This window comes from Microlunatus aurantiacus (assembly GCF_039536605.1).
Classification (GTDB): domain Bacteria; phylum Actinomycetota; class Actinomycetes; order Propionibacteriales; family Propionibacteriaceae; genus Microlunatus; species Microlunatus aurantiacus.
Genome location: NZ_BAAAYX010000020.1, coordinates 172961 through 195559, shown reverse-complemented (window position 1 = coordinate 195559; position 22599 = coordinate 172961). Strand labels below are relative to the sequence as shown.

Annotated in this window: 22 protein-coding genes; 5 read left to right on the top strand and 17 right to left on the bottom strand. The window is 71.5% G+C overall.

The annotated features are described in order from the left end of the window. Positions 1-4: 4 nt before the first annotated feature. Positions 5-1531, bottom strand: coding sequence for an arabinosylfuranosidase ArfA (gene arfA, locus ABD714_RS19295; protein WP_344814075.1), 1527 nt, complete (start codon positions 1529-1531; stop codon positions 5-7). 135 nt (positions 1532-1666) lie between these two features. Next, a complete protein-coding gene (locus tag ABD714_RS19290; protein WP_344814074.1) occupies positions 1667-2668 on the bottom strand; it encodes a LacI family DNA-binding transcriptional regulator in 1002 nt (333 codons plus the stop codon). Positions 2669-2748: 80 nt separating this feature from the next. On the opposite strand from ABD714_RS19290, the gene ABD714_RS19285 reads away from it, so the two are divergent. Next, a complete protein-coding gene (locus ABD714_RS19285) occupies positions 2749-3786 on the top strand; it encodes a glycoside hydrolase family 43 protein (protein ID WP_344814073.1) in 1038 nt (345 codons plus the stop codon). A 15-nt stretch (positions 3787-3801) separates the two neighbouring features. On the opposite strand, the gene gatB is transcribed toward ABD714_RS19285, so the two are convergent. The 4 genes from gatB to ABD714_RS19265 all read right to left on the bottom strand — a co-directional run bounded on the left by gatB (position 3802) and on the right by ABD714_RS19265 (position 8754). Then, positions 3802-5295 carry an Asp-tRNA(Asn)/Glu-tRNA(Gln) amidotransferase subunit GatB gene (gatB, locus tag ABD714_RS19280; RefSeq protein ID WP_344814072.1) on the bottom strand — a complete coding sequence of 498 codons (1494 nt, stop codon included), beginning with the start codon at positions 5293-5295 and terminating at the stop codon, positions 3802-3804. Then, on the bottom strand, positions 5292-6800 hold the full coding sequence (gene gatA, locus ABD714_RS19275) for an Asp-tRNA(Asn)/Glu-tRNA(Gln) amidotransferase subunit GatA (protein ID WP_344814071.1): 1509 nt from the start codon (positions 6798-6800) through the stop codon (positions 5292-5294). Before gatA ends, gatB begins: the two co-directional genes overlap by 4 nt. Continuing rightward, entirely contained in the window at positions 6800-7093 is a 294-nt protein-coding gene (gene gatC, locus ABD714_RS19270; RefSeq protein ID WP_344814070.1) for an Asp-tRNA(Asn)/Glu-tRNA(Gln) amidotransferase subunit GatC, read from the bottom strand. Before gatC ends, gatA begins: the two co-directional genes overlap by 1 nt. Before the next feature lie 506 nt (positions 7094-7599). Beyond that, positions 7600-8754: a DUF1015 family protein gene (locus tag ABD714_RS19265; RefSeq protein WP_344814069.1), complete on the bottom strand. Its 1155-nt coding sequence runs from the start codon at positions 8752-8754 to the stop codon at positions 7600-7602. 78 nt (positions 8755-8832) lie between these two features. Here ABD714_RS19265 and ABD714_RS19260 point away from each other — a divergent pair, with 78 nt between their 5' ends. Both ABD714_RS19260 and ABD714_RS19255 read left to right on the top strand, forming a co-directional pair. Beyond that, positions 8833-9453 (top strand): ACT domain-containing protein, encoded by a 621-nt coding sequence (locus ABD714_RS19260; protein WP_344814311.1) that lies wholly within the window; start codon positions 8833-8835, stop codon positions 9451-9453. 38 nt (positions 9454-9491) lie between these two features. Further along, positions 9492-9992: a hypothetical protein gene (locus tag ABD714_RS19255; RefSeq protein ID WP_344814068.1), complete on the top strand. Its 501-nt coding sequence runs from the start codon at positions 9492-9494 to the stop codon at positions 9990-9992. 4 nt (positions 9993-9996) lie between these two features. On the opposite strand, the gene ABD714_RS19250 is transcribed toward ABD714_RS19255, so the two are convergent. After that, positions 9997-10230 (bottom strand): hypothetical protein, encoded by a 234-nt coding sequence (locus ABD714_RS19250; RefSeq protein ID WP_344814067.1) that lies wholly within the window; start codon positions 10228-10230, stop codon positions 9997-9999. A gap of 19 nt (positions 10231-10249) precedes the next feature. Next, the gene (gene ligA / locus ABD714_RS19245; RefSeq protein ID WP_344814066.1) at positions 10250-12400 is read right to left on the bottom strand and encodes an NAD-dependent DNA ligase LigA; all 2151 of its coding nucleotides are present in this window, start codon (positions 12398-12400) and stop codon (positions 10250-10252) included. Between the two features lie 50 nt (positions 12401-12450). On the opposite strand from ligA, the gene ABD714_RS19240 reads away from it, so the two are divergent. After that, positions 12451-12915 (top strand): type II toxin-antitoxin system PemK/MazF family toxin, encoded by a 465-nt coding sequence (locus tag ABD714_RS19240; RefSeq protein WP_344814065.1) that lies wholly within the window; start codon positions 12451-12453, stop codon positions 12913-12915. A 13-nt stretch (positions 12916-12928) separates the two neighbouring features. Here ABD714_RS19240 and ABD714_RS19235 read toward each other — a convergent pair whose 3' ends face one another. From ABD714_RS19235 to ABD714_RS19225, 3 genes are read right to left on the bottom strand one after another with little or no spacing between them, the layout of a single operon-like run. Further along, positions 12929-13396 carry a nucleoside deaminase gene (locus tag ABD714_RS19235; RefSeq protein ID WP_344814064.1) on the bottom strand — a complete coding sequence of 156 codons (468 nt, stop codon included), beginning with the start codon at positions 13394-13396 and terminating at the stop codon, positions 12929-12931. Next, positions 13393-13695 (bottom strand): MTH1187 family thiamine-binding protein, encoded by a 303-nt coding sequence (locus ABD714_RS19230; protein ID WP_344814063.1) that lies wholly within the window; start codon positions 13693-13695, stop codon positions 13393-13395. The genes ABD714_RS19235 and ABD714_RS19230 overlap by 4 nt, the downstream gene beginning before the upstream one ends. Before the next feature lie 10 nt (positions 13696-13705). After that, on the bottom strand, positions 13706-14341 hold the full coding sequence (locus ABD714_RS19225) for a UdgX family uracil-DNA binding protein (protein ID WP_344814062.1): 636 nt from the start codon (positions 14339-14341) through the stop codon (positions 13706-13708). Positions 14342-14410: 69 nt separating this feature from the next. Between ABD714_RS19225 and ABD714_RS19220 the strand changes: the two genes are divergently transcribed. Next, a complete protein-coding gene (locus ABD714_RS19220; protein ID WP_344814061.1) occupies positions 14411-15259 on the top strand; it encodes an NAD-dependent epimerase/dehydratase family protein in 849 nt (282 codons plus the stop codon). Here ABD714_RS19220 and ABD714_RS19215 read toward each other — a convergent pair. The 6 genes from ABD714_RS19215 to ABD714_RS19190 form a co-directional block, all read right to left on the bottom strand. After that, a complete protein-coding gene (locus ABD714_RS19215) occupies positions 15250-16254 on the bottom strand; it encodes a uroporphyrinogen decarboxylase/cobalamine-independent methonine synthase family protein (protein ID WP_344814060.1) in 1005 nt (334 codons plus the stop codon). The genes ABD714_RS19220 and ABD714_RS19215 overlap by 10 nt on opposite strands. A gap of 16 nt (positions 16255-16270) precedes the next feature. Next, positions 16271-17344 carry a tRNA 2-thiouridine(34) synthase MnmA gene (gene mnmA / locus ABD714_RS19210; RefSeq protein WP_344814059.1) on the bottom strand — a complete coding sequence of 358 codons (1074 nt, stop codon included), beginning with the start codon at positions 17342-17344 and terminating at the stop codon, positions 16271-16273. Between the two features lie 403 nt (positions 17345-17747). Next, positions 17748-18887 (bottom strand): endonuclease domain-containing protein, encoded by a 1140-nt coding sequence (locus ABD714_RS19205; RefSeq protein WP_344814058.1) that lies wholly within the window; start codon positions 18885-18887, stop codon positions 17748-17750. Positions 18888-19212: 325 nt separating this feature from the next. Then, entirely contained in the window at positions 19213-20379 is a 1167-nt protein-coding gene (locus tag ABD714_RS19200) for a cysteine desulfurase family protein (RefSeq protein WP_344814057.1), read from the bottom strand. Between the two features lie 34 nt (positions 20380-20413). Continuing rightward, positions 20414-21880 (bottom strand): hypothetical protein, encoded by a 1467-nt coding sequence (locus ABD714_RS19195; RefSeq protein ID WP_344814056.1) that lies wholly within the window; start codon positions 21878-21880, stop codon positions 20414-20416. Beyond that, on the bottom strand, positions 21873-22598 hold the full coding sequence (locus ABD714_RS19190) for an RNA polymerase sigma factor (RefSeq protein WP_344814055.1): 726 nt from the start codon (positions 22596-22598) through the stop codon (positions 21873-21875). The genes ABD714_RS19195 and ABD714_RS19190 overlap by 8 nt, the downstream gene beginning before the upstream one ends. Position 22599: the final 1 nt, after the last annotated feature.

Sequence of the window (22599 nt, the reverse complement as noted above, 5' to 3'; positions counted from 1 at the left end):
AGGGCTAGGCCGCGGGTCGGGCCAGCTCGAAGACGGTCCAGCTGAGGGGTGGCAGGTCGGCGCGCAGGATCTGCTGGTCGAGCTGGGCGCCGTGGAAGGGCTTCGGCACGATCGCGTCGTGTCGGTCGCGGTTGGTCAGATCGACGGGCGTGCCGTCCGGAACGGCGAGCACGGTGGCCGCCGTCAGCCGGCCGACGGGAAGTCCCCGGCAGTCGACCTCCAGCCGGGCCGCCTCGGTGCGGCTCCGGTTGGCCACGAAGACCGCCGCCGTGCCGGTCTCCGCGTCGTAGGTGGCGGTCGCGTCCACGACCGGGACGTCCCCGAACCGCGCGGTGTCCTGGTGGTCGCTGCTCGCGACCACCTGCAGGATGCTGCCCCGGGCGAGCCGACGCATCTGCTCGAATGGATAGGCGATCGTCTGCAGCCAGGCGTCTCCCAGCTCCTCCGATCGGATCAGCCCGAGGACGTTCACCAGCTGGGCCTGACAGCCGACGGTGACCCGGTCGCCGTGCCGGAGCAGGGAGTTGAGCATGGTGCCGACGACGACGGCGTCGACGATGCCGTACTCGCTCTCCCCGAGGCGCGGGTGGAGCGCCCACGGCGCCTGTCGGGCCAGGTCGTCACCGCCGCGTTCGCTGGGCCGCGTCACGTTCCACTCGTCGAACGACAGGTCGATGGTCTTGGTGTGCCGCCCGCGGGCCCGGACCGCGTCCGCGGTGGCGATCACGGCCTCGATGAAGCCGTCCATGTCCACGGCCGAGGCCAGGTAGCTGTCGGTGTCGCCGTCGTGCTCGGAGTAGTAGACGTGCAGCGAGACGTAGTCGACGGTGTCGTAGCACTGGGTGAGCACCTCGCTCTCCCAGGCACCGAAGGTCGGCATCTGCGCGTGCGACGAACCGCAGGCGACCAGCTCGATGTCCGGGTCGACCAGCCGCATCGCCCGGCCGGTCTCGGCGGCGAGCCGTCCGTACTCGTACGCGGTCTTGTGGCCGATCTGCCACGGTCCGTCCATCTCGTTGCCGAGGCACCAGAGGCGGTAGCCGAACGGATCCGTGGACCCGTTGGCGATCCGGCGGTCCGACCAGTAGGTGCCGCCCGGGTGGTTGGCGTACTCGAGCAGGTCGCAGGCCTCCTGCAGACCGCGGGTGCCCAGGTTGACCGCCATCATGACCTCGGTGTCGACCTCACGGGCCCAACTGTCGAACTCGTGCAGGCCGACCTCGTTGGGCTCCCGGGAGCGCCAGGCCAGATCCAGCCGGGACGGCCGATCGGCCACCGGACCGATGCCGTCCTCCCAGCGGTACCCCGAGACGAAGTTGCCGCCCGGGTAGCGGACCACCGTGGGGGCCAACCTCCGGGTCAGCTCGAGGACGTCTCCGCGGAAGCCCGCGTCGTCAGCGGTCGGGTGGCCCGGTTCGTGGATGCCGGTGTAGACGCAGCGACCCATGTGCTCGACGAAGGACCCGAACAGGCGACGCGGCACCGGGGCCAGGGCGAAGGCGGCGTCCAGGACCAGACGAGCACGGGGCATTCGGTGACGAGCCTCTCTACATCGTTGTATTGCGGCGGTGTAGACGGACCCTAACGCACGGCCTACAACGATGCAATGGTCGGCGGACAACGATCTGCACCGTGTCGGGCGGCGGGCGGACCGGCCGCCCCCGGCTCACCGGCGGGGCGGGGCGGTGCTGGAACGGACGACCAGTCGGTGGGTCATCACGACCCGGCTGACCGGTCGCTCCGGGTCGGCGATCCGGGCGCCCAGCAGGTCGAGGACGGTGGCCGCGTAGGCCGGCTTGTCGAAGTCGATGGTGGTCAGCGGGGGTGCGGCGAACGCGCCGTCGGCCACGTTGTCGTAGCCCACCACGGACACGTCGTCCGGCACCCGCAGACCGCGGGTCCACAGGGCACTGAGCACACCGATCGCGATCGAGTCGGTCAGGCAGACGAAGGCCTCGGGCAGCTCGTGGCCGTCCAGGTAGGCGTTCAGCGCAGCGAAGGAACCGGCGGGATACCACTCCGCGTCGACGATCTCGAGCGCTACCTGTCGCGGGATCCGCGCGCGACGCAGTGCGGCCCGGTAGCCCTTCAGCCGCAGGCGCGACGTCTCCGACGCCATCAACCCCATGATCGCGATCCGCCGGTGACCCAACCCGATCAGGTGCTCGGTGAGATCACGGGCGGCCGCGACGTTGTCCACCCAGACGTGATCGCCGACGTCCTGGTCGACCTCGCCGATGAACACGGTCGGGGGCAGCGAGAGACCTGGCTGCACGCTGACGTTCTGCAACATCACCGGGTTGAGCACCAGACCGTCGATCAGGTGCGCGCGGGCCTTGAAGATCAGGTTGAGCTCCCGCTCACCGCTCCCCGCGGTCTCCTCGATCTGGACGCCGAGTCCACGGTCGCGCGCCTCGGTGACGATGTGGTGCGCCATCTCCGCCGAGTACGGGGTGCTGAGGTCGGGCAGGGCGAGAGCGATCAGGCCGCTGCGGCCGTTCCGCAGGGCCCGCGCCGAGAGGTTCGGCACGTAGTCGAGCTCGAGCATCGCCGACTCGACCCGGGCCCGCACGGTGTCGCTCACCGGGGTGGTGGCGTTGACGACGTTCGACACGGTCTTGGGCGACACCTGGGCCAGGCGGGCAACGTCCTTGACGGTTGCGCGCATGTCGCGGACGCTATCAGCGATGCCGGACTCCGTCCTCGGGGTTTCGCTGACCCAGCCACTCGACCAGGAGGTCACCCCGGGTGCCCACGACCACACGGCGGCAGCTGATCACCGCGATGATCATGGTCGGGGCGGCTGGCTCCGCCTGCTCACCCACCCCCGCCGATCCCGCCCCGGGGAACGGCTCCGCGACCGGAGGACCGGTGGGCTTCACCAACCCCGTGATCGACAGCAACGTGCCCGACCCCATGATCATCGCCGACGACGACGGCAGCTGGTGGGTCTTCGCGACCAACGGCAACGGGGCCAACATCCAGACGCTGCGGAGCCGCGACCTGGTGACCTGGGACCAGATGCCGGACTCCCTGCCGTCGGTACCCGACTGGACGACGGGCGGCGACGTGTGGGCACCGGAGGTGGCCCGCGGCGGCGACGGCCGCTGGCTGATGTACTACACCACCCCCGCCCCGGCCGACCGGGGCGACATCCAGAGCATCGGGCTCGCGGTCGCCACCTCCCCCGGTGGCCCGTACGTCGACTCCTCCGACGAGCCCCTGGTCTGCGAGACCGACGACGGCGGCTCGATCGACGCCCATCCGTACACCGCTCCGGACGGGAAGCGCTACCTGTACTGGAAGAACGACGGCAACCGGGTCGGTGTGGACACCTGGATCTCGGTGCAGGAGCTGGACGCGTCCGGCACCCGTCTGGTCGGGAAGCCGACCAAGCTGATCAAGCAGGACCAGCAGTGGGAGGGATCGCTGGTCGAGGCCCCGTTCGTGGTGGAGGCGAGCGGGACGTACTGGCTGTTCTACTCCGCCAACGCCTACGACTCCGCCGACTACGCCGTGGGGGTGGCCCGGGCGACCCGGCCGACCGGGCCGTTCACCAAGCTCCCCGATCCGGTCCTGATGAGCAACGACGTGGCCGCCGGCCCGGGGCACTGCGCCCTGGTCACCGTCGGGGACCGGACGTGGATGGCGTTCCACGCCTGGCCGCCCGACGCCGTGGGGTCCACCATCCCCGGTCGGACCATGTGGCTGACCGAGGTGCGGCTGGGCGCCGACGAGGTCGTCGTGACCCCGCCGACCACGCAGTACCCCAGCCGCCCGCTCTGAGATCGGCGGCCGGGCTCAGCTGAGCTTGGCCAGGATCAGCTCGCGGACCTTGGCCGCGTCGGCCTGCCCGCGCATCTGCTTCATCACCGCACCGATCAGGGCCCCGGCGGCCTGCACCTTGCCGGCCCGGATCTTGTCGGCCACGTCCGGGTTGGCGGCGATGGCCGCGTCCACGGCCGCGCCCAGGGCACCGTCGTCGGAGACCACGGCGAGGTCGCGGGACGCCACGACCTCGGCCGGTGAGCCCTCCCCCGCCAGGACACCCTCGATGACCTGCCGGGCCAGCTTGTCGTTGATCGTCCCGGCCTCGATCAGGGCCTGCACCTCGGCGACCTGGGCCGGGGTGATCGGTGCGTCGGCCAGCTCCTGGCCGGCGTCGTTGGCGTGCCGGGAGATCTCGGTGAGCCACCACTTGCGGGCGCTCTGAGGCGACGCCCCCGCGGCCACCGTGGCGTCGATCAGGTCCACCGCGCCGGCGCTGACCACGTCCCGCATCTCCATCTCGGTGAAGCCCCACTCGGCGCTGATCCGCTTCAACCGGTCCCCGGGCGGCTCGGGCAACGTGCCTCGCAGCTGCTCGACCCACTCCCGGCTCGGGGCGACCGGCACCAGGTCCGGCTCGGGGAAGTAGCGGTAGTCCTCGGCCGACTCCTTGGTCCGGCCCGACGTGGTCACCCCGGTGTCCTCGTGCCAGTGCCGGGTCTCCAGCGTGACGGACCCCCCGTCGTCCAGCACCGCGGCCTGGCGGGTGATCTCGTAGCGGATGGCCCGCTCGACGCTGCGCAGCGAGTTGACGTTCTTGGTCTCGGTCCGGGTCCCGAACTCCGCGTCCGGGGACGGGCGCAGGGACACGTTGGCGTCGCAGCGCAAGGATCCCTGCTCCATCCGCACGTCGGAGACACCGAGGGCGCGCAGCAGCTCGCGCAGCATGCCGACGTACGCCCGGGCGACCTGCGGCGCCTTGTCCCCCGCGCCCTCGATCGGCTTGGTGACGATCTCGATCAGCGGCACCCCGGAGCGGTTGTAGTCCAGCAGCGAGTGGTCGGCGCCGTGGATGCGTCCGGTGGCGCCGCCGACGTGCAGCGACTTGCCGGTGTCCTCCTCCATGTGGGCGCGCTCGATCTCGACCCGGTAGCTCTCGCCGTCCACCTCGACCTCGCACCAGCCGTCGTAGGCGATCGGCTCGTCGTACTGGGAGATCTGGTAGTTCTTCGGCATGTCGGGGTAGAAGTAGTTCTTCCGCGCGAACCGGCACCACTCGGCGATCGAGCAGTTCAGCGCCAGCCCGATCCGGATGGCGGACTCGATGGCCTTGGCGTTCACCACCGGCAGCGACCCGGGCAGCCCCAGGCAGACCGGGCAGGTCTGCGTGTTGGGCTCGGCCCCGAACACCGTCGAGCAGCCGCAGAACATCTTGGACGCGGTGTTCAGCTCGACGTGCACCTCGAGCCCGAGCACCGGGTCGTACCGGTCCAGGGCGTCGGCGTAGTCGACCACGGGCTCACTCATCGGGCGACCTCCAGGTCCGGGATCTGCGCCAGCAGCGGTCCGCCCCAGCGAGCGGTCAGAGCCCGCTCCAGCGCGGCCCCCACCCGGTAGAGCCGGTCGTCGGCCAGCGGGGGGGCCATCACCTGCAACCCGACCGGCAGACCGTCCTCCGGCGCCAACCCCACGGGGAAGGACGCCGAGGCGTTGCCGGCCAGGTTGGACGGGATGGTGCACAGGTCGTTGGCGTACATGGCCAGCGGGTCGTCGACCTTCTCCCCCAACGGGAACGCGGTGACGGGGGTGGACGGCGAGACCAGCACGTCGACGGAGGAGAACGCGGCGGCGAAGTCGCGGCTGATCAGCGTCCGCACCTTCTGGGCCGAGCCGTAGTAGGCGTCGTAGTAGCCACTGGACAGGGCGTAGGTGCCGATGATGATCCGGCGCTTGACCTCGGCCCCGAAACCGGCTTCGCGGGTCAGCCCCATCACCTGCTCGGCGCTGTGGTTGCCGTCGTCGCCGACCCGCAGCCCGAACCGCATCGCGTCGAACTTGGCCAGGTTGGAGGACACCTCGCTCGGCATGATCAGGTAGTAGGCACCCAGGGCGTAGACGAAGTGCGGGCAGGACACCTCGACGATCTCGGCGCCGAGGGAGGCCAGCAGCTCGACGGCCTCGCGGAAGCGCTGCTCGACGCCGGGCGCATAGCCCTCGCCGCTCAGCTCCTTCACCACGCCGATCCGGAGCCCGGCCACGTCGCCGGAGCGGGCCGCCTCCACCACCGGGGGGACCGGGGCGTCGATCGAGGTGGAGTCCATCGGGTCGTGACCGGCGATCACCTCGTGCAGCAGGGCGGCGTCCAGCACCGTCCGGGCGCAGGGGCCGGGCTGGTCCAGCGAGGACGCCATGGCCACCACGCCGTAGCGGGAGGTGCCGCCGTAGGTCGGCTTCACGCCGACCGTGCCGGTGACCGACGCCGGCTGGCGGATCGAGCCACCGGTGTCGGTGCCGATGGCCAGCGGCGCCTCGAAGGCGGCCAGCGCGGCGGCACTGCCGCCACCGGAGCCGCCCGGGATCCGGGTGGTGTCCCACGGGTTGCGGGTCGGGCCGTACGCGGAGTTCTCGGTCGAGGAGCCCATGGCGAACTCGTCCAGGTTGGTCTTGCCCAGGATGACCAGGTCGGCGTCCAGCAGCCGCCGGGTGACGGTGGCGTCGTACGGCGGCAGCCAGCCCTCGAGGATCTTCGAGCCGCAGGTCGTCGGGGCGCCGCGGTAGGTCAGGATGTCCTTGAGGGCCAACGGGACCCCGGCCAGCGGTCCGAGCTTCTCCCCGCCGGCGATCCGGTGGTCGATGACCGCGGCCTGCTCCAGCGCCCGTTCGCCGTCGACGTGCAGGAAGGCGTGCACCTCGCCGTCGACGGCCGCGATCCGGTCCAGGTGGGCAGCGGTGACGGCGACCGAGGTGGTCTCGCCCGCGGCGATGGCGGCGGCCAGGTCGGCGGCGGTGGCGTGGGTGACGTCGGTGGCCATCACGCCTCCCCGAGGATCCGCGGGACCCGGAAGCGGTCCTGCTCCGACGCCGGCGCGCCGGCCAGCACGTCAGCCACCGGCAGCGACGGCCGGACCACGTCCTCGCGGAAGACGTTGGTCAGCGGCAGCGCGTGCGAGGTCGGCGGGATGTCCTCGGTCGCGACGTCGGACACGCTGGCCACCGACTCCAAGATCACGTCGAGCTGCGGCGCCAGGTGGGCCAGCTCGTCGGCGGTCATCTCGATCCGCGCCAGCCGGGCCAGGGCGGCCACGTCGTCAGGACTCAGTGCCACGGGTCAGCTCTCTCTTCAGGTCGTCGTTGCCGACTCGCCTACGGAGTCGGTCGCCCATCCTAGGCCCGCCACCGGGACAGGTGGCCCCTCCGGCACGCGCACGGCGCCGAGGGCGGGGCGTTCGCGACTCGAGAGTCACGTGTGGCCGACCGTCACGCCTCCGGGAGAGCCGTTCGTCGCCGGCGAGTCCCATCCCGCCAGTCGGCCCGCGGGGTGGGACGCCGTACGTGACTTCGGAGTCACATCCGGCCAGTCGGCCGGCGGGGTGGGATGCCGTACGTGACTTCGGAGTCACATCCGGCCAGTCGGCCCGCGGGGCGGGACGCCGTACGTGACTTCGAAGTCGCATCCGGCCAGTCGTCACGCCTCCCCGGCCGCCCGGTTGCCGTCGCCGAGTCACGTCCGGTCAAACGATCGTGCACCCGGTCACCCGAACGCACACCCGGTCACCCGCACGCTCCCCGGTTCACCCCACCCCGTCTCGGCGGCACCGCACGCACGGGCGTTCACAGCGGGCGGACCACGAAGCCGGTCTTCAGCTTGGGGGTGAAGAACGTCGACTTCGGTGGCATCAGCAGGCCCTCCCGGGCGGTCCGCTCGATCTCCGCCACACTCACCGGCCGGATCAGCACAGCGGCCTCGGCCCGCCCGTCGTCGACGGCGGCGATGGTCTCGGCGAGGCCGTGCTGGTAGGTCACCGGGACGTCGCCGAGGGTGTGCTCCAGCCAGGCCCCGTCCAACGAGCGGATCTCGTGGAAGGCGCCCGGGATCGGGTCGAGGCGGTAGGTCCGGTCGCGGGTGTAGAGGACCAGGAACCCCTCGTTCTGCATCGCGGCCAGGGTCTCCGGCGTCGGGCGGCCCATCTCGGTCAGGTGGAAGGTGTGGCTGAACTCGGCGTACATCCGGTCGTACAGCCGGTGGATCGCGGCCACGCTCAGCTGGTCGGCCACCAGCTCGCTGACGAAGGCCAGCGTCTCCTCGGCCGGGGTGTCGGTGCGACCCGTCGCGCCGCGCACCTCGTCGCGGTAGGTCCGGCTGATGCCGTAGCGGTGGTGGCCGTCGGCGATCAGCACGTCGTCGGTCCCGATCGCGGCGCTGATCGCGGCGATCCGCTCGGGATCGCTGACACGCTCGACCCGGTGGGTGACCCCACCTTCGACCACCTCGCCGACCGGTTCGCCCGGCTCGGCCAGCAGCGCGGCCAGTCCGGGGGCCAGGGACAACCCCCAGATCGGGGAGAGATTGGCCTGCGTCGCGCGCGTGAGATCGAGCCGGTCGGTCGAGGCCTTCGGTGTGGTGCGCTCGTGGGGCAGCACGCCGCCGGCGTCGACGTCGACCACCTCGAGACCGCCCAGCACGCCGACGATCTCCCGGGCCTCCCCGGTCTCGTCGGTGAACGCCAGGCGGTAGAGGGTGAAGCTCGGTCGCTCGTCGGTGACCAGGACCCCGGCCCCCCGCCAGTCCGCCAGGGTCTCGGCAGCGATCTGGTAGCGGCCCTCGCCGCCGCGCGGGACGTCGACATGGGTGATGTTGTGCTCGTCCGACGCCAGGTAGTGGTCGAGGTCGGCGTCGGACAGCACGTCGTACGGCGGCGCGATCAGGCGGGCTAGGTGGTCGACAGCGGCGTACCGGAGAGCGGCGAAGGGAAGGAAGCGGGGCACGGGGACACCCTGTCACGCGCCATCATCCGGGCTGAAACATACGGGTAACGCAAGATGGGAGAGGATGAGTCCGTGTACCTGATGCGTGTGGCCCTGCCCGATCGCCCCGGCTCGTTGGGTGCGGTCGCGAGTGCCATGGGCAGTGTGGGCGGCGACATCAACGCCGTCGAGATCGTGGAGAAGGGATCCGGCGTCGTCGTCGACGACTTCATCGTGGACCTCCCCCCCGGTCAGCTGCCGGAGACCATCATCACCGCCTGCCACCACCTGGAGGGCGTGCGGGTCGAGTGGATCTCCCGCTATCCCGAGGGGGGTGGGCTGCAGTCCGACCTCGAAGCCCTCGAGCGGATGACCGCCGACCCGGCGAACGCGGCCGAGACGCTGGTGTCGCTGAGCCCCGTGGTGTTCCGGTCGCACTGGTCGGTGCTGCTGGGCGTGGGCGACGGCGAGGTCGTCAGCCTGGCCTCGACCACCCTCGCGCCGGACTTCGACACGGCGAGCACCGCGGTCCTGGCGCCGTTCGACATCACCCACCGGCTGGAGCTCCCCTCCGGCTGGCTCCCGGGCTGGGCCGACTCCACGGTGGTGGTGGTCCCGCTGAACCGGGGCCGGGCGATCGCCATCGGCCGATTGGGCGGCCCGGCGTTCCTGGACTCCGAGATCGCCCGCCTGCACCACCTCGCCGCGCTGATCCCGTAGCCCCCGAAGCGTGGCCCCCGGTCGCGTACCCTGCCCCGGTGACCTGGGGGGTGTTCTTGGCGTGGCTCACCTCCGTGGCGTTCGGGGTGGTGTCGGCCATCGTGCCCGTGGTCAACGCCGAGGTCTACGTGCTCGTGTCCCAGGTGTCCGCGGTCGCCGGCATCGTGCCGGTGGCGGTCGGGGTGGGCATCGGGCAGACCGTCGGGAAGTGCCTGCTGTTCCTCGGCGTCCGGCGTGGCCGGAGGTTCCGTTTCGTCCGCGAGCACCGGGCCAGGAGTCGCGTCGAACCGCGCGGTCGCCTGCGCCAGGCCTGGCACGACGCGATCCAGGCCCTGCTGCGCCTGGTGGGGACGAAGCGCTGGGGGTTGCCGATCACGTTGCTGGCCGCTGTCGTGGGCTTCCCGCCCCTGTACGCCGTCGCCCTTCTCGCCGGAGCCACCACCATGAAGCTGCGCTACTTCGCCCCGATCGTCCTGGTCGGCCGGGTCACCCGGTTCCTGCTGGTCGCGTACGGGGTCGGGGTGCTGCCGTTCTGGTGAGCGGTCAGCCCTGGTCGCCGAGGCCGAAGCCGAAGCTGCCGGTCATCAGGTAGTAGACGTACCACCCGAGCAGGAAGCAGGCGAGCAGGGCGCCGAACAGGGCCAGACCGACCCAGATCCGCATCCGTCGCTTCGACCTGGTCGTCGGCACCATCCCCGGACCCCACTCGCCCAGGTTGGGCTGGACCCGCGGCGGCGTACCCGCGTTCAGATTGAGGTTGGAGAAGACCTTCGGCACCGGGCCAGGATAGTCGGCGTCAGGCTTCCCCCACCGTGGCGACGGCGGTCGCGGCCTCGGGTCCGTCGTCCAGCAGCACCCGGAACGCGTCGGCCCCGCGCAGGATGGGGACCTTGAGCGTCACGGCCTTGTCGTACTTGGAACCGGGCGACTCCCCCACCACCACGAACGCGGTCTTCTTCGACACCGACCCGGCGACCTTGCCGCCCCGCAAGGTGATCGCCTCGGCGGCGGAGTCGCGGGTGAAGCCCTCCAAGGAACCGGTGACCACGATCGGCAGGCCGGCCAGGGACTGGTCCAGCTGCTCGGGCTGGTCGTCCTCCATCACGGCGCCGGCGGCCTGCCACTTGCGCACGATCTCGCGGTGCCAGTCGACGGCGAACCAGTCGGTGATGGCGGTGACCAGCGTCGGCCCGATGCCCTCCACCTCGCCCAGCTGCTCCGGTGTCGCCGAAGCCAGCGCGTCGATCGAGCCGAACGCCCGGGCCACGTCCGGGGCGACCCCCTTGCCGATGTGCCGGATGGACAGCGCCACCAGGAACTTGTCCAGCGGTCGGGTCTTGGCCTCGTCCAGGTTGGCCAGCAGCTTGGCACCGTTGGCGCTGAGGGTGCCTGCCTTGGTGGTGAACAGCTCGGTGCCCAGCAGCTTCTCCTCGGTGAGGTCGAACAGGTCGCCCTCGTCGACCATCAGCCCGGCGTCGAGCAGCGCCTGGGCCGCCTGGTAGCCGAGCACCTCGATGTCCAGGCCCTGTCGACTGGCCAGGTGGAACAACCGCTCCCGCAGCTGGGCGGGGCAGGAGCGGGTGTTCGGGCAGCGCAGGTCGGCGTCGCCCTCCTTCTCCGGCCGCAGCTGAGTGGCGCACTCGGGGCAGTGGGTCGGCATCACGAACTCGGTCTCGTCGCCGCTGCGCAGCTCCACCACCGGACCGACGATCTCGGGGATGACGTCGCCGGCCTTGCGCAGCACGACGGTGTCGCCGATCAGCACGCCCTTCCGCTTCACCTCGCTGGCGTTGTGCAGCGTGGCCATGCCGACCGTCGAGCCGGACACCAGCACCGGCTCCATCACCCCGTACGGCGTGACCCGGCCCGTCCGTCCCACGTTGACGCGGATGTCCAGGAGCCTGGTGGTGACCTCCTCCGGCGGGTACTTGAACGCGATCGCCCAGCGCGGTGCGCGGGAGGTCGAGCCGAGCTGGTCCTGCACCGACCGCTCGTCGAGCTTGATCACCACGCCGTCGATCTCGTGCACCACCGAGTGCCGGTGCACGCCGAAGTGCTCGATGAACGCCCACACCGCATCCAGGTCCGGGCAGACCTTGCGCTGCGGACTGACCGGCAGACCCCACGACTCCAGGGCGTCGTACGCCGTGGACAGCCGGTCCAACCGCACGCCCTCGATCACGCCGAGACCGTGGCTGACGAAACCGAGGTGACGCGAGGCGGTGATCTTGGGATCCTTCTGCCGCAGCGAGCCGGCCGCCGCGTTGCGGGGGTTGGCGAACGGGGCCTTGTCGTCGGCCACCAGCGACTCGTTGAGCTTGGCGAACTCCTCGACCGCGAAGAACACCTCGCCGCGCACCTCCAAGGTGCTGGGCAGCGGGTGCTCGTCGCTCGCGGTCAACCGCCGCGGGATGGTGTCGATGGTGGAGACGTTGGCCGTCACGTCCTCCCCGAACCGTCCGTCACCCCGGGTCGCGGCCCGGGTTAGCCGCCCGTCGGTGTAGAGCAGGTCGATGGCGAGACCGTCGACCTTCAGCTCGCACAGGTAGCCCGAGCGGGCGATCTGGTCCTCCCCCAGCTCCCGCACGGCACGAGCAGCCCACCGGTCGAGCTCCTCGCGGTTGAACACGTTGTCCAGGCTGAGCAGCCGCATCGGGTGCTCGACGGCGGCGAAGGTGGTGGCCGGCGGTCCGCCGACCTTCTGCGTCGGGGAGTCGGGGGTCCGCAGGGCCGGGAACTCCTCCTCGATCGCGTTCAGCTCGCGCATGGCGGCGTCGAACTCGCCGTCGGAGATAGTCGGGGCGTCCAGCACGTGATAGCGCCACCGCGCCTCGTCCAGCCGCTCGGTCAGCTCCGCGTGCCGCGCCCGGGCCCTCGCGTCGGGTGCGGTCTGCTCCGCACCCCCCTCGGCTGCCCCGAGCTCCGCCTGCACAAAACGGTCTGTCACGTCCGGAACACTAGTGCGCGCCACTGACAGGGGTCCGCGACAATGACGTCGTGCCGCTCTGGTCTCGTCTTCGTCGCCTGCTGCCCTCTCGTCCCGCGCCGACGCCCGCGGCACCGGTCCCGACGCGGTTCGACTACGCACCGCGGCGCGACGGCCGACCCGACCCGGGCGAGGTGGTGTGGGCCTGGGTGCCGTACGACGAGCAGGACGGCCGCGGCAAGGACCGTCCGGTGCTGGTCGTCGGGCGGGACGCCGACGTGCTGCTCGCGCTGACCATGACCAGCAAGGACCATGACCGGGACGCCGCCGACGAGGCGCGCCACGGTCGGTTCTGGCTGGACATCGGGTCCGGGCCCTGGGACAGCCGTGGCAGACCGAGCGAGGTCCGGCTCGACCGGCTGCTGCGGCTCGATCCCGCGTCGGTCCGGCGGGAGGGCGCGGCGCTGGACCGCGCCGTTTTCGCCCAGGTGGCCCGCGAGGTGCAGCGCGTCCAGGTCCGACAGGCCCGCGGCTGACAGGCCCTCGGCCTCAGGAGCGCCAGAAACCCTCGTGGACGGCGCGGGCCTCGGGGAGCTCGTACGGCCCGAGGACCTCGGTGGGTCGCTGACCGGCCGCGAACACCTGCCGACAGGGCAGGGCCAGGGTGGGGTTCTCGGGATCGTCGCCGGTCATCGCCCGCAGGTCGTCCTCGCCCAGGGCGAAGACCACCTTGCCGATCCCGGCCCAGTAGATCGCTCCCGCGCACATCGCGCAGGGCTCGGTGCTGGTGTAGAGGACGTAGCCGCTCAGGTCGCGGCCGATCGTGGTGCTGGCCAGCCGGACCAGGTTGGCTTCCGCGTGTCCGGTCACGTCGGACTCGGTGACCACGGTGTTCTGGGCGCTCAGCACGACGGTGCCGTCGGGGTCGGCCAGCACCGCGCCGAACGGGTGGTTGCCGGCCTCACGGGCCAGTCGGGCTTGCTCGACCGCCAGATCCAGCCGCGGGTGGTCGCTCACGACGCGTCTCCGGCCAGAGCGTCCTCGACCCTCCTGACCTTGGTGTGCAGCATGTCGGTGTGACCCGGCCGGATGTCGGCCTTGAGCACCAGCGAGGTCCGCGGCGAGACGGCGGAGACGGCCTCGGTGGCGCGCTTGACCACGTCCATCACCTCGTCCCACTCGCCCTCGATCGTGGTGAACATCGAGGTGGTCTCGTTCGGCAGACCCGACTCACGGACCACGCGGACGGCTTCGGCCACGGCGTCGCCGACGGACGGGTCGCCGCCGGAGGGCGCGACGGAGAAGGCAACCAGCATGCTCGACAACCTAGTCGGAGGACTGCTCCAACGCTGCGGCCGCCGTCCGCAGGTCGGCCACCAGCGCCGCGTACGCCTCGTCCCGTTCCGTGCCGGCCGGTGTCCGCAGGACCGCTGACGGATGGGCTGTGGCGATCAGCCGCCGCGGCCGACCGTCGACCTCGGCGTCGATCAGCCGGCCCCGGTCCTGGGTCAGCCGGAAGTCGTTGCCCAGCAGGGTCTTGGCCGCGATCGCTCCCAGGCAGACGATCAGGTCGGGAGCGACGGCGGCGATCTCTGCACTCAGCCATGGCCGGCAGGCCTTGAGGTGGCGGATCTGCGGGGTCTGGTGGATCCGCCGTCTGCCTCGCAGCTCGAAGCGGAAGTGCTTGACGGCGTTGGTCACGTAGAGCCGGGTCCGTTCGATGCCGGCCTCGTCGACCGCCTCCTGCAGCAACCGACCGGCCGGACCGACGAACGGGATCCCCTCGCGGTCCTCCACGTCACCGGGCTGCTCCCCCACCAGCATCAGCGGAGCCCGCGGGTTGCCGGCGGAGAACACGGTCTGGGTGGCCGGACCGTGCAGCTCGCACCCCGCGCAGCCGGCCGCGGCCGTCCGCAGGGCGGCGACGTCGGCCTGGTCGGGTACCCACTCTGCAGCACTCATCGGCGGTGGTTCCCCCTCCCGCGCAGTGGTGGATGCAGCCCTGCGCGCGCGTGGATGCAGACTGGGGCGATGGCCGACGACCGACGACGCGTGCTGGTGACCGGTGCCGCGGGGTACATCGCGGGGCAGCTGCTGCCGGCGTTCCGCGACCGCTACGACCTGACCCTGGTGGACGTGACCCGGACCCACGCCCGAACCGGGGCGGAGGTCGAGGGCGTCGAGCTGCTGGACCTGCTGGACGACCCCGCCGACCGGTTCAGCGAGCTGTGCCGCGAGGTGGACACGGTGGTGCACTGCGGCATGCGGCCGCCGTCGGGGACACCCTCGTACGCGGCCGAGCGGGTCAACCTGGACATGACGGCCCGGGTCTACGAGGTGGCGGCGGCCACGGGCGTCCGACGGGTGGTCTGCACCAGCACCAACCAGGCCGCCAAGTGGTACGAGCGGACCTGGAAGCAGGGCCGACGGGACCGGGTGACCCCGGAGGACTACCCCCGCCCGGACACCTTCTACGGCTGGGCCAAGACCGCGTACGAGACGCTGGGGTTCCTGTTCGCCACCGGAGAGGTGAGCCGACCGCTGGAGGTGGTGCAGATCCGCATCGTCGCCCCGCGACCGATCAGGGCCGAGTCGTTCACCGACCGACAGCTGGTCGACTACCTGCGCGACATCACCGGCTGGATCAGCGAACGCGACCTGCAGCAGCTCTACGTCCGCTCGATCGAGGCCGACTCGATCGCCGATCCCGACGGCGTGCCGTTCCAGATCTTCTACGGGGTCAGCGGCAACGCCCGGACGTTCTGGTCGATCAGCAACGCGCGCGCGGTGATCGGCTACGCGCCGCAGGACGACTCCGAGATCGAGTTCGCCGAGGAGATCGCGGCCATGACCGGACGCGGCGGGTCAGCTCAGTCGTAGAGACCCTCGGCGACGATGCCGGCGGCCGTCCGCACCGTGCGCAAGGCCGAGATCGCTGCCGTACGGGAGAAGCCGGCCAAACCACAGGCCGGAGTGACCACCGTGTGGGTGGAGAACTCCGGCGGCAGCTCGAGGCGCCGGATCGGCGCCAGCACGGCCGAGGCCACCTGGTCCGCGGTGGGCGGCGGTGCCGAGGGGTTGTTGGTGGGAAGGGCCCCGGCGAACAACCAGTGGCCCTGCTCCAGGGCCGCACCGAGGGCGTCCCAGTCGGCCGTGCCCAGGAGGCTCAGGTCGAGGGCCAGACCGCGCACGCCGGCCGTGGTCAGCAGCCCGATCGGGGCACCGGGCGCGCAGCAGTGCACGACGACCGGCGTGTCACCGAGGCGTTCCACCAGCCGGGTGTAGGCGTCACTGACCTCGGGGATGTCCACGGCACGGTGCCGGCCGAGACCGCTGGCGGTGGCGATGTCGCCGCCGAGGACGGCCGGCAGCGACGGCTCGTCGAGCTGGATGACCAGGCTGGTGTCCGGCAGGCGTCGAGCCACCTCGGCGGCCAGGTCGACGATCCCCTGCTCCAGCGACTGGACCACGTCCCGTCGGGCACCGGTGTCGGGCAGCACCCGGTCCCCGCGCGGGTGCTCCAAGGACCCGGCCAGGGTCCACGGCCCGGCGACGGCGACCTTGAGCGGGCCCTCGTAGCCCTGGGCGATCTCCTCCAGCTGGTCGAGATCGGACCGCAGGGTGCCGATCGCGCGACGGTGATCACGGGACGACACGTCGGTCAGCCGCCAGCCCGCGGGTTGGAGGTCGACGCCCAGTCCGGTGAGCAGCGCGGTGCCACGACCGACCAGGCCGGCGTGCGGACCACGATCGGGGAGTTCTGGCAGATGAGGAAGATCCGGGCACTCGGCGAAGGTGATCTTGAGTGCGTCCGTCAGGTCGGTGCCGGGCCAGGAACCGATGCCGGTGGAGACGACGCCGTCGGTCGTGATCATGAGCGTCCTTCGTTGATCATGAGGCGGTGTCGGCGATGGTGGCGCTGCCGACCACCTGCGACCCGCGGTAGCTGACCAGGGCCTGGCCGGCGGCGACCCCGGCGATCGGCTCGTCCAACCGGGCGACGACCCGATCGCCGTCGTAGGCGATCTCGGCGGTGACGGGTGCCCCGTGAGCGCGGACCTGCACCTGACCCCGCCACGGGCCGGTGACCGGCCGATCGGTCCAGGTCGGCCGGATGCCGGCGATCTCGCGGACCAGCAGCGCCTTGCGCGGTCCGACGGTGACCGTGTTGGTCACCGGTGAGATGTCCAGCACGTAGCGCGGCCGGCCGTCCGCCGCCGGGGTGCCGATCCGGAGACCCTTGCGCTGTCCGACGGTGTAGTGGTGCGTGCCGTCGTGTTGTCCGACGACGGTGCCGCTCTGGTCGGTGATGGTGCCGGGCCTCGTGCCGAGGTGGCGGTCCAGGAAGCCGGCCGTGTCCCCGTCGGCGATGAAGCAGATGTCGTGGCTGTCCGGCTTGTCGGCGACCGCGAGCCCGCGACGCTCGGCCTCTGTCCGGACCTCGCTCTTCAGCGAGCCGCCCAGCGGGAACAGCGAGTGGGCCAGCTGGTCCTGGGTCAGCACGCCGAGCACGTACGACTGGTCCTTGTCGGTGTCGACGGCCCGGTGCATCTGGACGCCGTCCGGGCTGTCGGCGAGCAGGGCGTAGTGACCGGTGCAGACCGCGTCGAACCCCAGCGCCAGACCGCGCTGCAGGACGGCGGCGAACTTGATCTTCTCGTTGCAGCGCAGGCACGGGTTGGGGGTGCGCCCCGCCGCGTACTCCGCCACGAAGTCGTCCACCACGTCGGCGGCGAACTCGTCGCTCAGGTCCCAGACGTAGAACGGGATGCCCAGCACGTCCGCGGCCCGCCGCGCGTCGTGGGCGTCCTCCTTGGAGCAGCAGCCCCGGGCGCCGGTGCGGTAGGACTGCGGGTTCTTCGACAGGGCCAGGTGCACGCCGGTGACCTCGTGACCGGCCTCGACCGCGCGCGCCGCAGCCACGGCGGAGTCGACTCCCCCGGACATCGCCGCCAACACCCTCATGGCCTCCCCCTCACTCGTCAGCCGCCCAGTGTGTCACGGTCCGGCCACGGGTCAGCGCGTCAGCGCGTCAGCGCGGATCCTCGAGTGGGCCGCCGGCCCGGCAATTTCCATCCACGGCCGGCTTTTCCCCACTCAAGTTGGTGATGAGGCCGGCAATTTCCATCCGCGGCCGGTTGTTCTCCGCTCAGGTGGCGGTTGGACCCGCAATCTCCATCCGCGGACGCAGAACTGCGTGCCATCGGGTCACCTGACCGCCACTTTCCACCCACGGACGCCGATTCCGGCGCCACGCCGTGGTCTCCGTTGAATTTCTCCTCCGCAGGCGGCTTTCTGACGGACGGCGTCTGACCACATGGTCTCGTTCTCCGCTTCTCACCCCGGTCGTGGCGCTCACATCAGACACTCAGACAGCCATCCGAGCACCAAGGAACTCTTGGCGCCATTCCACCGATGGCTGGCGCCGCGTCGTGGGCATCCCCCGATCCCGCAGGGCGTTCCGGATGACGTCGAGGGTCTCCCCGGGGTGATCGAAGACACCCTCGGCCGTGACCAGGATGAAGCGCCACCCGAGCGCCTCCAGCCTGGTTCGACGCCGGATGTCCTTGTTCCACTGCTGCGTGCTCTCCGCGTGCTGCCGTCCTTCGTACTCGATCGCCAGCAGGATCCCTCGGTAAGCGAGCTCGATCCGTGCGTCCCACGATCCGTCCTCGGCGCGCAGGATCACGTTGATCTGGGGTTCGGGCAACCGGGCCAGCACCAGCATCATGCGCACCCTGGTCTCCATCACCGAATCGACGCCGGCCCGAACCCACCGTGCTGCTCGCCGGGCTCGTCGGCATCCGGGGCCGCTCCACAGGGAAGTGGCGTCGATCAGCTCCTGGTGGGTCGTTCGCCCTGCCGCCACCAGCGAGTCCCCCACGGCGACGAGGTCGACCAGGCCGAGCCCTTCGGCCGCCAGATCCAGGAAGACTCGAGTGGGTGGCGCGACCGTCAAACCCGACCTGATCACGGGACGCAGCGTGGGGTCGGCTCGATGCGCCGCGATTCCCCGGCGTTGGGTGCGCGCGAGCGGACCCGGCGAGCTGATGTGGGTCTCGGTGGTGTCCGGCGCCCAGCCGCCCCACAGCACGGCGGCGGTGTGATGGCTCACGTACGAACCTGCCGGCGCGACCAGCATGGCGGCGGCGGCCCGAACGCGGCAGGTCAGCCGGACCCCCGCCCGGATGTAGATCCCTTGGAAGATCCGTTGGTACTGCGCGCCTTGGAGTTGATGATCACTGAGCGAAGCCGCCAGTGCGGCGGGACGGGTGAAGGGCCTGCTGGTATCGAAGGACATGCTCTGACCCTCGGGCTGCGTGGGCGTGCGTGGACCGCTGTCCCCAGGCTGACGTGTTGTCCGTTTCCGGCAGGTGTCTTGGATATGCCAGCGGTGTTGTCCGATGCCTGCAGAATGCTGTCGAGCTGTCCGATCTCGATTCGTGAGACCGAGGTCCCTGCGTAGGCTCGCGCCGACCTGACGTACGCCGCACAGCCCTTGTTCCACCCTGCCGCCACACGTCCATGGGTGGGAGATGCCGCTCCGCCAGCGCCGAGCGGTCCCGGATCACGCCTGTGGATGGGATCTGCGCATTCGCCAGCGAGCGGGGGCGACATCACATTCGTGGCTGGACATGACGAGCTAGATCCGCCCCGGGAAGCCGAATCAGCACCCGTGGATGGACATTGCGAACGAGATCCGCCCCGGGAAGCCGAATCAGCACCCGTGGATGAAAATTGCGAACGAGATCCGGCCCGGGAAGCCGAAGCGCCACCCGTGGATGGAAATTGCCATTCCAGCCCGCCAGGGGCCGACCCGCCTGATGGCCAGCTCAGCCGGCCACGCCGCCGAAGGCCCGGGCTCGGCTGAGCACCTCGGGCAGGGCGGCGGCGAGGGCGTCCACGTCGGCGCGGGTGGAGGTGTGCCCGAGCGAGAAACGCAGCGCCGAACCCGCCTGCCGTTCGGTCCGGCCGAGGGCGAGCAGCACGTGACTCGGTTCGGCCACGCCCGCCGTGCAGGCCGAGCCGGTGGAGCAGTCGATGCCGGCCGCGTCCAGCAGCAGCAGCAGCGCGTCGGACGAGCACCCGGGCAGCTCCACGTTCAGCACCCCGGGCAGCCGCTGCGCGGGGTCGCTCGGTCCGTGCACCACCGCGTCCGGGGCGGCGGCCAGGACGGCCGCCAGGAGACCCGCCCGCAGGGACTCCAGCCGCTCGCGCTCGGCGACCTGGTTCGTCACGGCCAGCTGCAGCGCGGCGGCGAAGCCGGCCACCCCGGCCACATCGAGCGTGCCGGAGCGGACGTCGCGCTCCTGACCTCCACCGTGCTGCACCGGCTGGAGCCCGATCTCGCGCCGCGCGAGGAGGGCCCCTACCCCGACCGGTCCGCCCAGCTTGTGCGCGTTCACCGTCAACAGGTCCAGACCGCTGGCGGCGAAGTCCACCGGCAGGTGGCCGACCGCCTGCACGGCGTCGCTGTGCGCCCAGATCCCTGCCCGGTGAGCGACCTCGACCAGCTCCGCCATCGGCTGGACGGTGCCGATCTCGTTGTTGGCCCACATCACCGAGACCACCGCCGTACGGTCGTCGATCGCCCGGGACAGCGCCTCCAGATCGACCCGACCGGTCGGATCGACCCCGACCTCGACCAGCTCGGCGCCGGCGCTCGACGCCAGCCAGCGGGCCGGGTCCAGCACGGCGTGGTGCTCGATCGCGCTGATCACCACCCGCGAGCGGCCGTCGCCCCGACGCGCCCCGTACGAGCCCTTGATCGCCAGGTTGTCGGCCTCGGTGCCGCCCGAGGTGAAGATCACGTCCGCCGGCCGGGCCCCGAGCAGTGCGGCCAGCTGCTCGCGGGACTCCTCCACCACGCGCCGCGCGCCGCGTCCCGACGCGTGCAACGACGACGGGTTCCCGGTCGTGCCCCACTGGGTCACCATGGCCTCGACCGCCGCGGCCACCACCGGTGTGGTGGACGCGTGGTCGAGGTAGGTCCGGGTCACGGCGCCATTGTGCCGCCGCTGACGCGTCGCCCCGTCAGCACCCGTGGCTGACCTGGTTGCACATCGTCTTCTCGCTCCACCCGATCGTCCAGCGGACGGTGCCGGTGGCGGTGACCGCCGTCACCTCGACCGGCGGCCAGCCGCTGACGTCGTCACCCGAACCGAAGGAGGTCGTGGTCCGCGCCATCATCAGCCAGTGCCCCTCGCGCCCGACGGCGGCCTTCTCGGTCCGGCCACCCGGCAGCTCGTACGTCACGGAGCGGACCCCGGGCAGCCGGCCGGCGGCCCACAGGGTCTCGCCGCCGCCGTCGATGGGGTTCAGGGCCCAGCCGAAGTCCTTCTTCTTCGTCCCCGCACCTGCCGTCCGGACGCCGGTGAACTCCGCTGTGGGAAACAGGCTGCAACCCACGTACCGGTCGCCGTCGGCGAGCACCGTGCCCCACTGCTTGCTCGTCGACACCGTCGCGGCGACCGTGGCCGCCTCGGGGTCGAAGTCGGTCGGGTCCGCCGTCTCGGCCCACGTCGTGATCATGGTCCGGCAGGTGGCCACCCCGGCGTCGTCGGAGGCGGGGCGCTTCGGCGCGTCGGCGCCGTTCTCCTGGGCCTGCTCGGCCATCAGGGTCTGACAGCCCTGCACCTCGAAGGAATCCGTCGTCGCCGCGCCCTTCTGACCGGTGGCCCGGGACTCGACCCCGAGCGTCCGACCGTCGGCGCCCAGGAAACGGAGCTCCACGGCGACGTCCTTCCAGGCTCCCGGTCCGCGCAGAGCCACGATCGCGCCGAACGTGCCACCGCCACCCTGCCGCGTGTCGACCACGATCGTCGAGGCACGGTCCGACGCGCCGCTCGTGGCGGTCAGCCGGATCTGCCGAACCCGGTCGCTGACCGACCAGGTCCAGAGGCCGTCGACCTGGTGCTGCGGATCGCCGGGGTCGTCGGAGCAGCTGGCCGAGCTGCCCGACCCTCCACGGGAGGCGGCGTCGTAGCCCTTCGGCAGCGCCTCGGGCACGTCCCCGTCCCACTCCTGCTGCTTGCCGTCCACGCAGAGAGCAGTGCCGTCCTTGCCCTGGGCGATCAGGTAGCGGGCGCTGCCGAACCGCCCACCGCCCACGATCGTCGGCATGGTCAGCGCGTCGACCACAAGGCGGCCGTCCACCCCGCAGGTGGCCAGGTCGGCGCTGATCTCGGTCTCGGTGAGCTCCCGGGTGACGAACCGCGGAGAGTCCGGCGTCGGCGAGGGGGCCGTGCCCGTGGACGCCGAGCCGGACGGGATCGCGGAGGGAGACCCGGCGGGGACGGCGTCGGTGCGACCGGAGAACCTGGTCGCACCGATCACCACCGCCACGATCAGGATCGCGGCCGCGAGTGGGGCGAGGGCGTGGCGGGGGCGGAGACCCCGCCCCTCGGAGTCACGCAGCTCAGCGGCGATGCGCTCCCGCAGGTGGTCCGGAGCCGGACGGGTGGCGGGCGGACGGTCGATCGGGTCGACGGGGTCAGACATGGTCGCCTCCACGGCGGGACGAGTCGGGCGAGACAGCAAGGTCGCAGGGGGGCCCGGACAGGCCGCCGTCGGCGCCGTCCGGGTCGGCGAGGCGCAGCTCGCGGCGGACCCGGGACAGACGGGACTTCACGGTGCCCACCGGGATGCCGAGCGCCTGGGCCGTCTGCGGGTAGCTCAGTCCTTCCCAGCAGACCAGGAGGAAGACGTCCCGGTCGGCCGCGGCCAGGCTGCTGAGCCGGTCGATCATGGCCCGCACCCGCCGGTCGCTGTCGAGCTGGCCGGCGACGTGGTCGCCGGTGGCGTCGCCGAGATCGTCGCGGGACCCCTCGACCAGCTCCAGTCGCGCCATCGCGCTGGATCGTCGTCGTACGGAGCGGGAGTGGTTGCGACAGACGTTGGTGGCCACCCCGTACAGCCACGGCAACACGGACCCGTCGAGCTCGACCGCCCGGCGTCGGCACCGCCAGACCTCGAGGAACACCGCCGAGGTCAGGTCCTCGGCTGCCGACCACGACCCGGTGCGACGGCGGCAGTAGTTGTAGATCGTGTCCACGTGCTCGGTGAACACCGTCGACATCGCGGCCCGGCTGCCGCGCCGGAGCCGATCGGTCAGGGACTCGTGGGTCACGGGGAGATCCGCAGAGACCGCCGGCTCACCGGGCGGCACGGTTCGGGCGATCCCGGAGATCCGGGGGGTCGCATCGCGGGCGATGGACATG

Excerpts from the sequence above, each read along its gene's own strand:
- ABD714_RS19225 (WP_344814062.1), bottom strand. The coding sequence starts at position 14,341 with ATGAGTGCTGCAGAGTGGGTACCCGACCAGGCCGACGTCGCCGCCCTG.
- ABD714_RS19215 (WP_344814060.1), bottom strand. The coding sequence starts at position 16,254 with ATGATCACGACCGACGGCGTCGTCTCCACCGGCATCGGTTCCTGGCCC.
- ABD714_RS19230 (WP_344814063.1), bottom strand. The coding sequence starts at position 13,695 with ATGCTGGTTGCCTTCTCCGTCGCGCCCTCCGGCGGCGACCCGTCCGTC.
- ABD714_RS19195 (WP_344814056.1), bottom strand. The coding sequence starts at position 21,880 with ATGTCTGACCCCGTCGACCCGATCGACCGTCCGCCCGCCACCCGTCCG.
- gatB (WP_344814072.1), bottom strand. The coding sequence starts at position 5,295 with ATGAGTGAGCCCGTGGTCGACTACGCCGACGCCCTGGACCGGTACGAC.
- mnmA (WP_344814059.1), bottom strand. The coding sequence starts at position 17,344 with ATGAGGGTGTTGGCGGCGATGTCCGGGGGAGTCGACTCCGCCGTGGCT.
- gatA (WP_344814071.1), bottom strand. The coding sequence starts at position 6,800 with ATGGCCACCGACGTCACCCACGCCACCGCCGCCGACCTGGCCGCCGCC.
- arfA (WP_344814075.1), bottom strand. The coding sequence starts at position 1,531 with ATGCCCCGTGCTCGTCTGGTCCTGGACGCCGCCTTCGCCCTGGCCCCG.
- ABD714_RS19190 (WP_344814055.1), bottom strand. The coding sequence starts at position 22,598 with ATGTCCATCGCCCGCGATGCGACCCCCCGGATCTCCGGGATCGCCCGA.
- ABD714_RS19220 (WP_344814061.1), top strand. The coding sequence starts at position 14,411 with ATGGCCGACGACCGACGACGCGTGCTGGTGACCGGTGCCGCGGGGTAC.
- ABD714_RS19290 (WP_344814074.1), bottom strand. The coding sequence starts at position 2,668 with ATGCGCGCAACCGTCAAGGACGTTGCCCGCCTGGCCCAGGTGTCGCCC.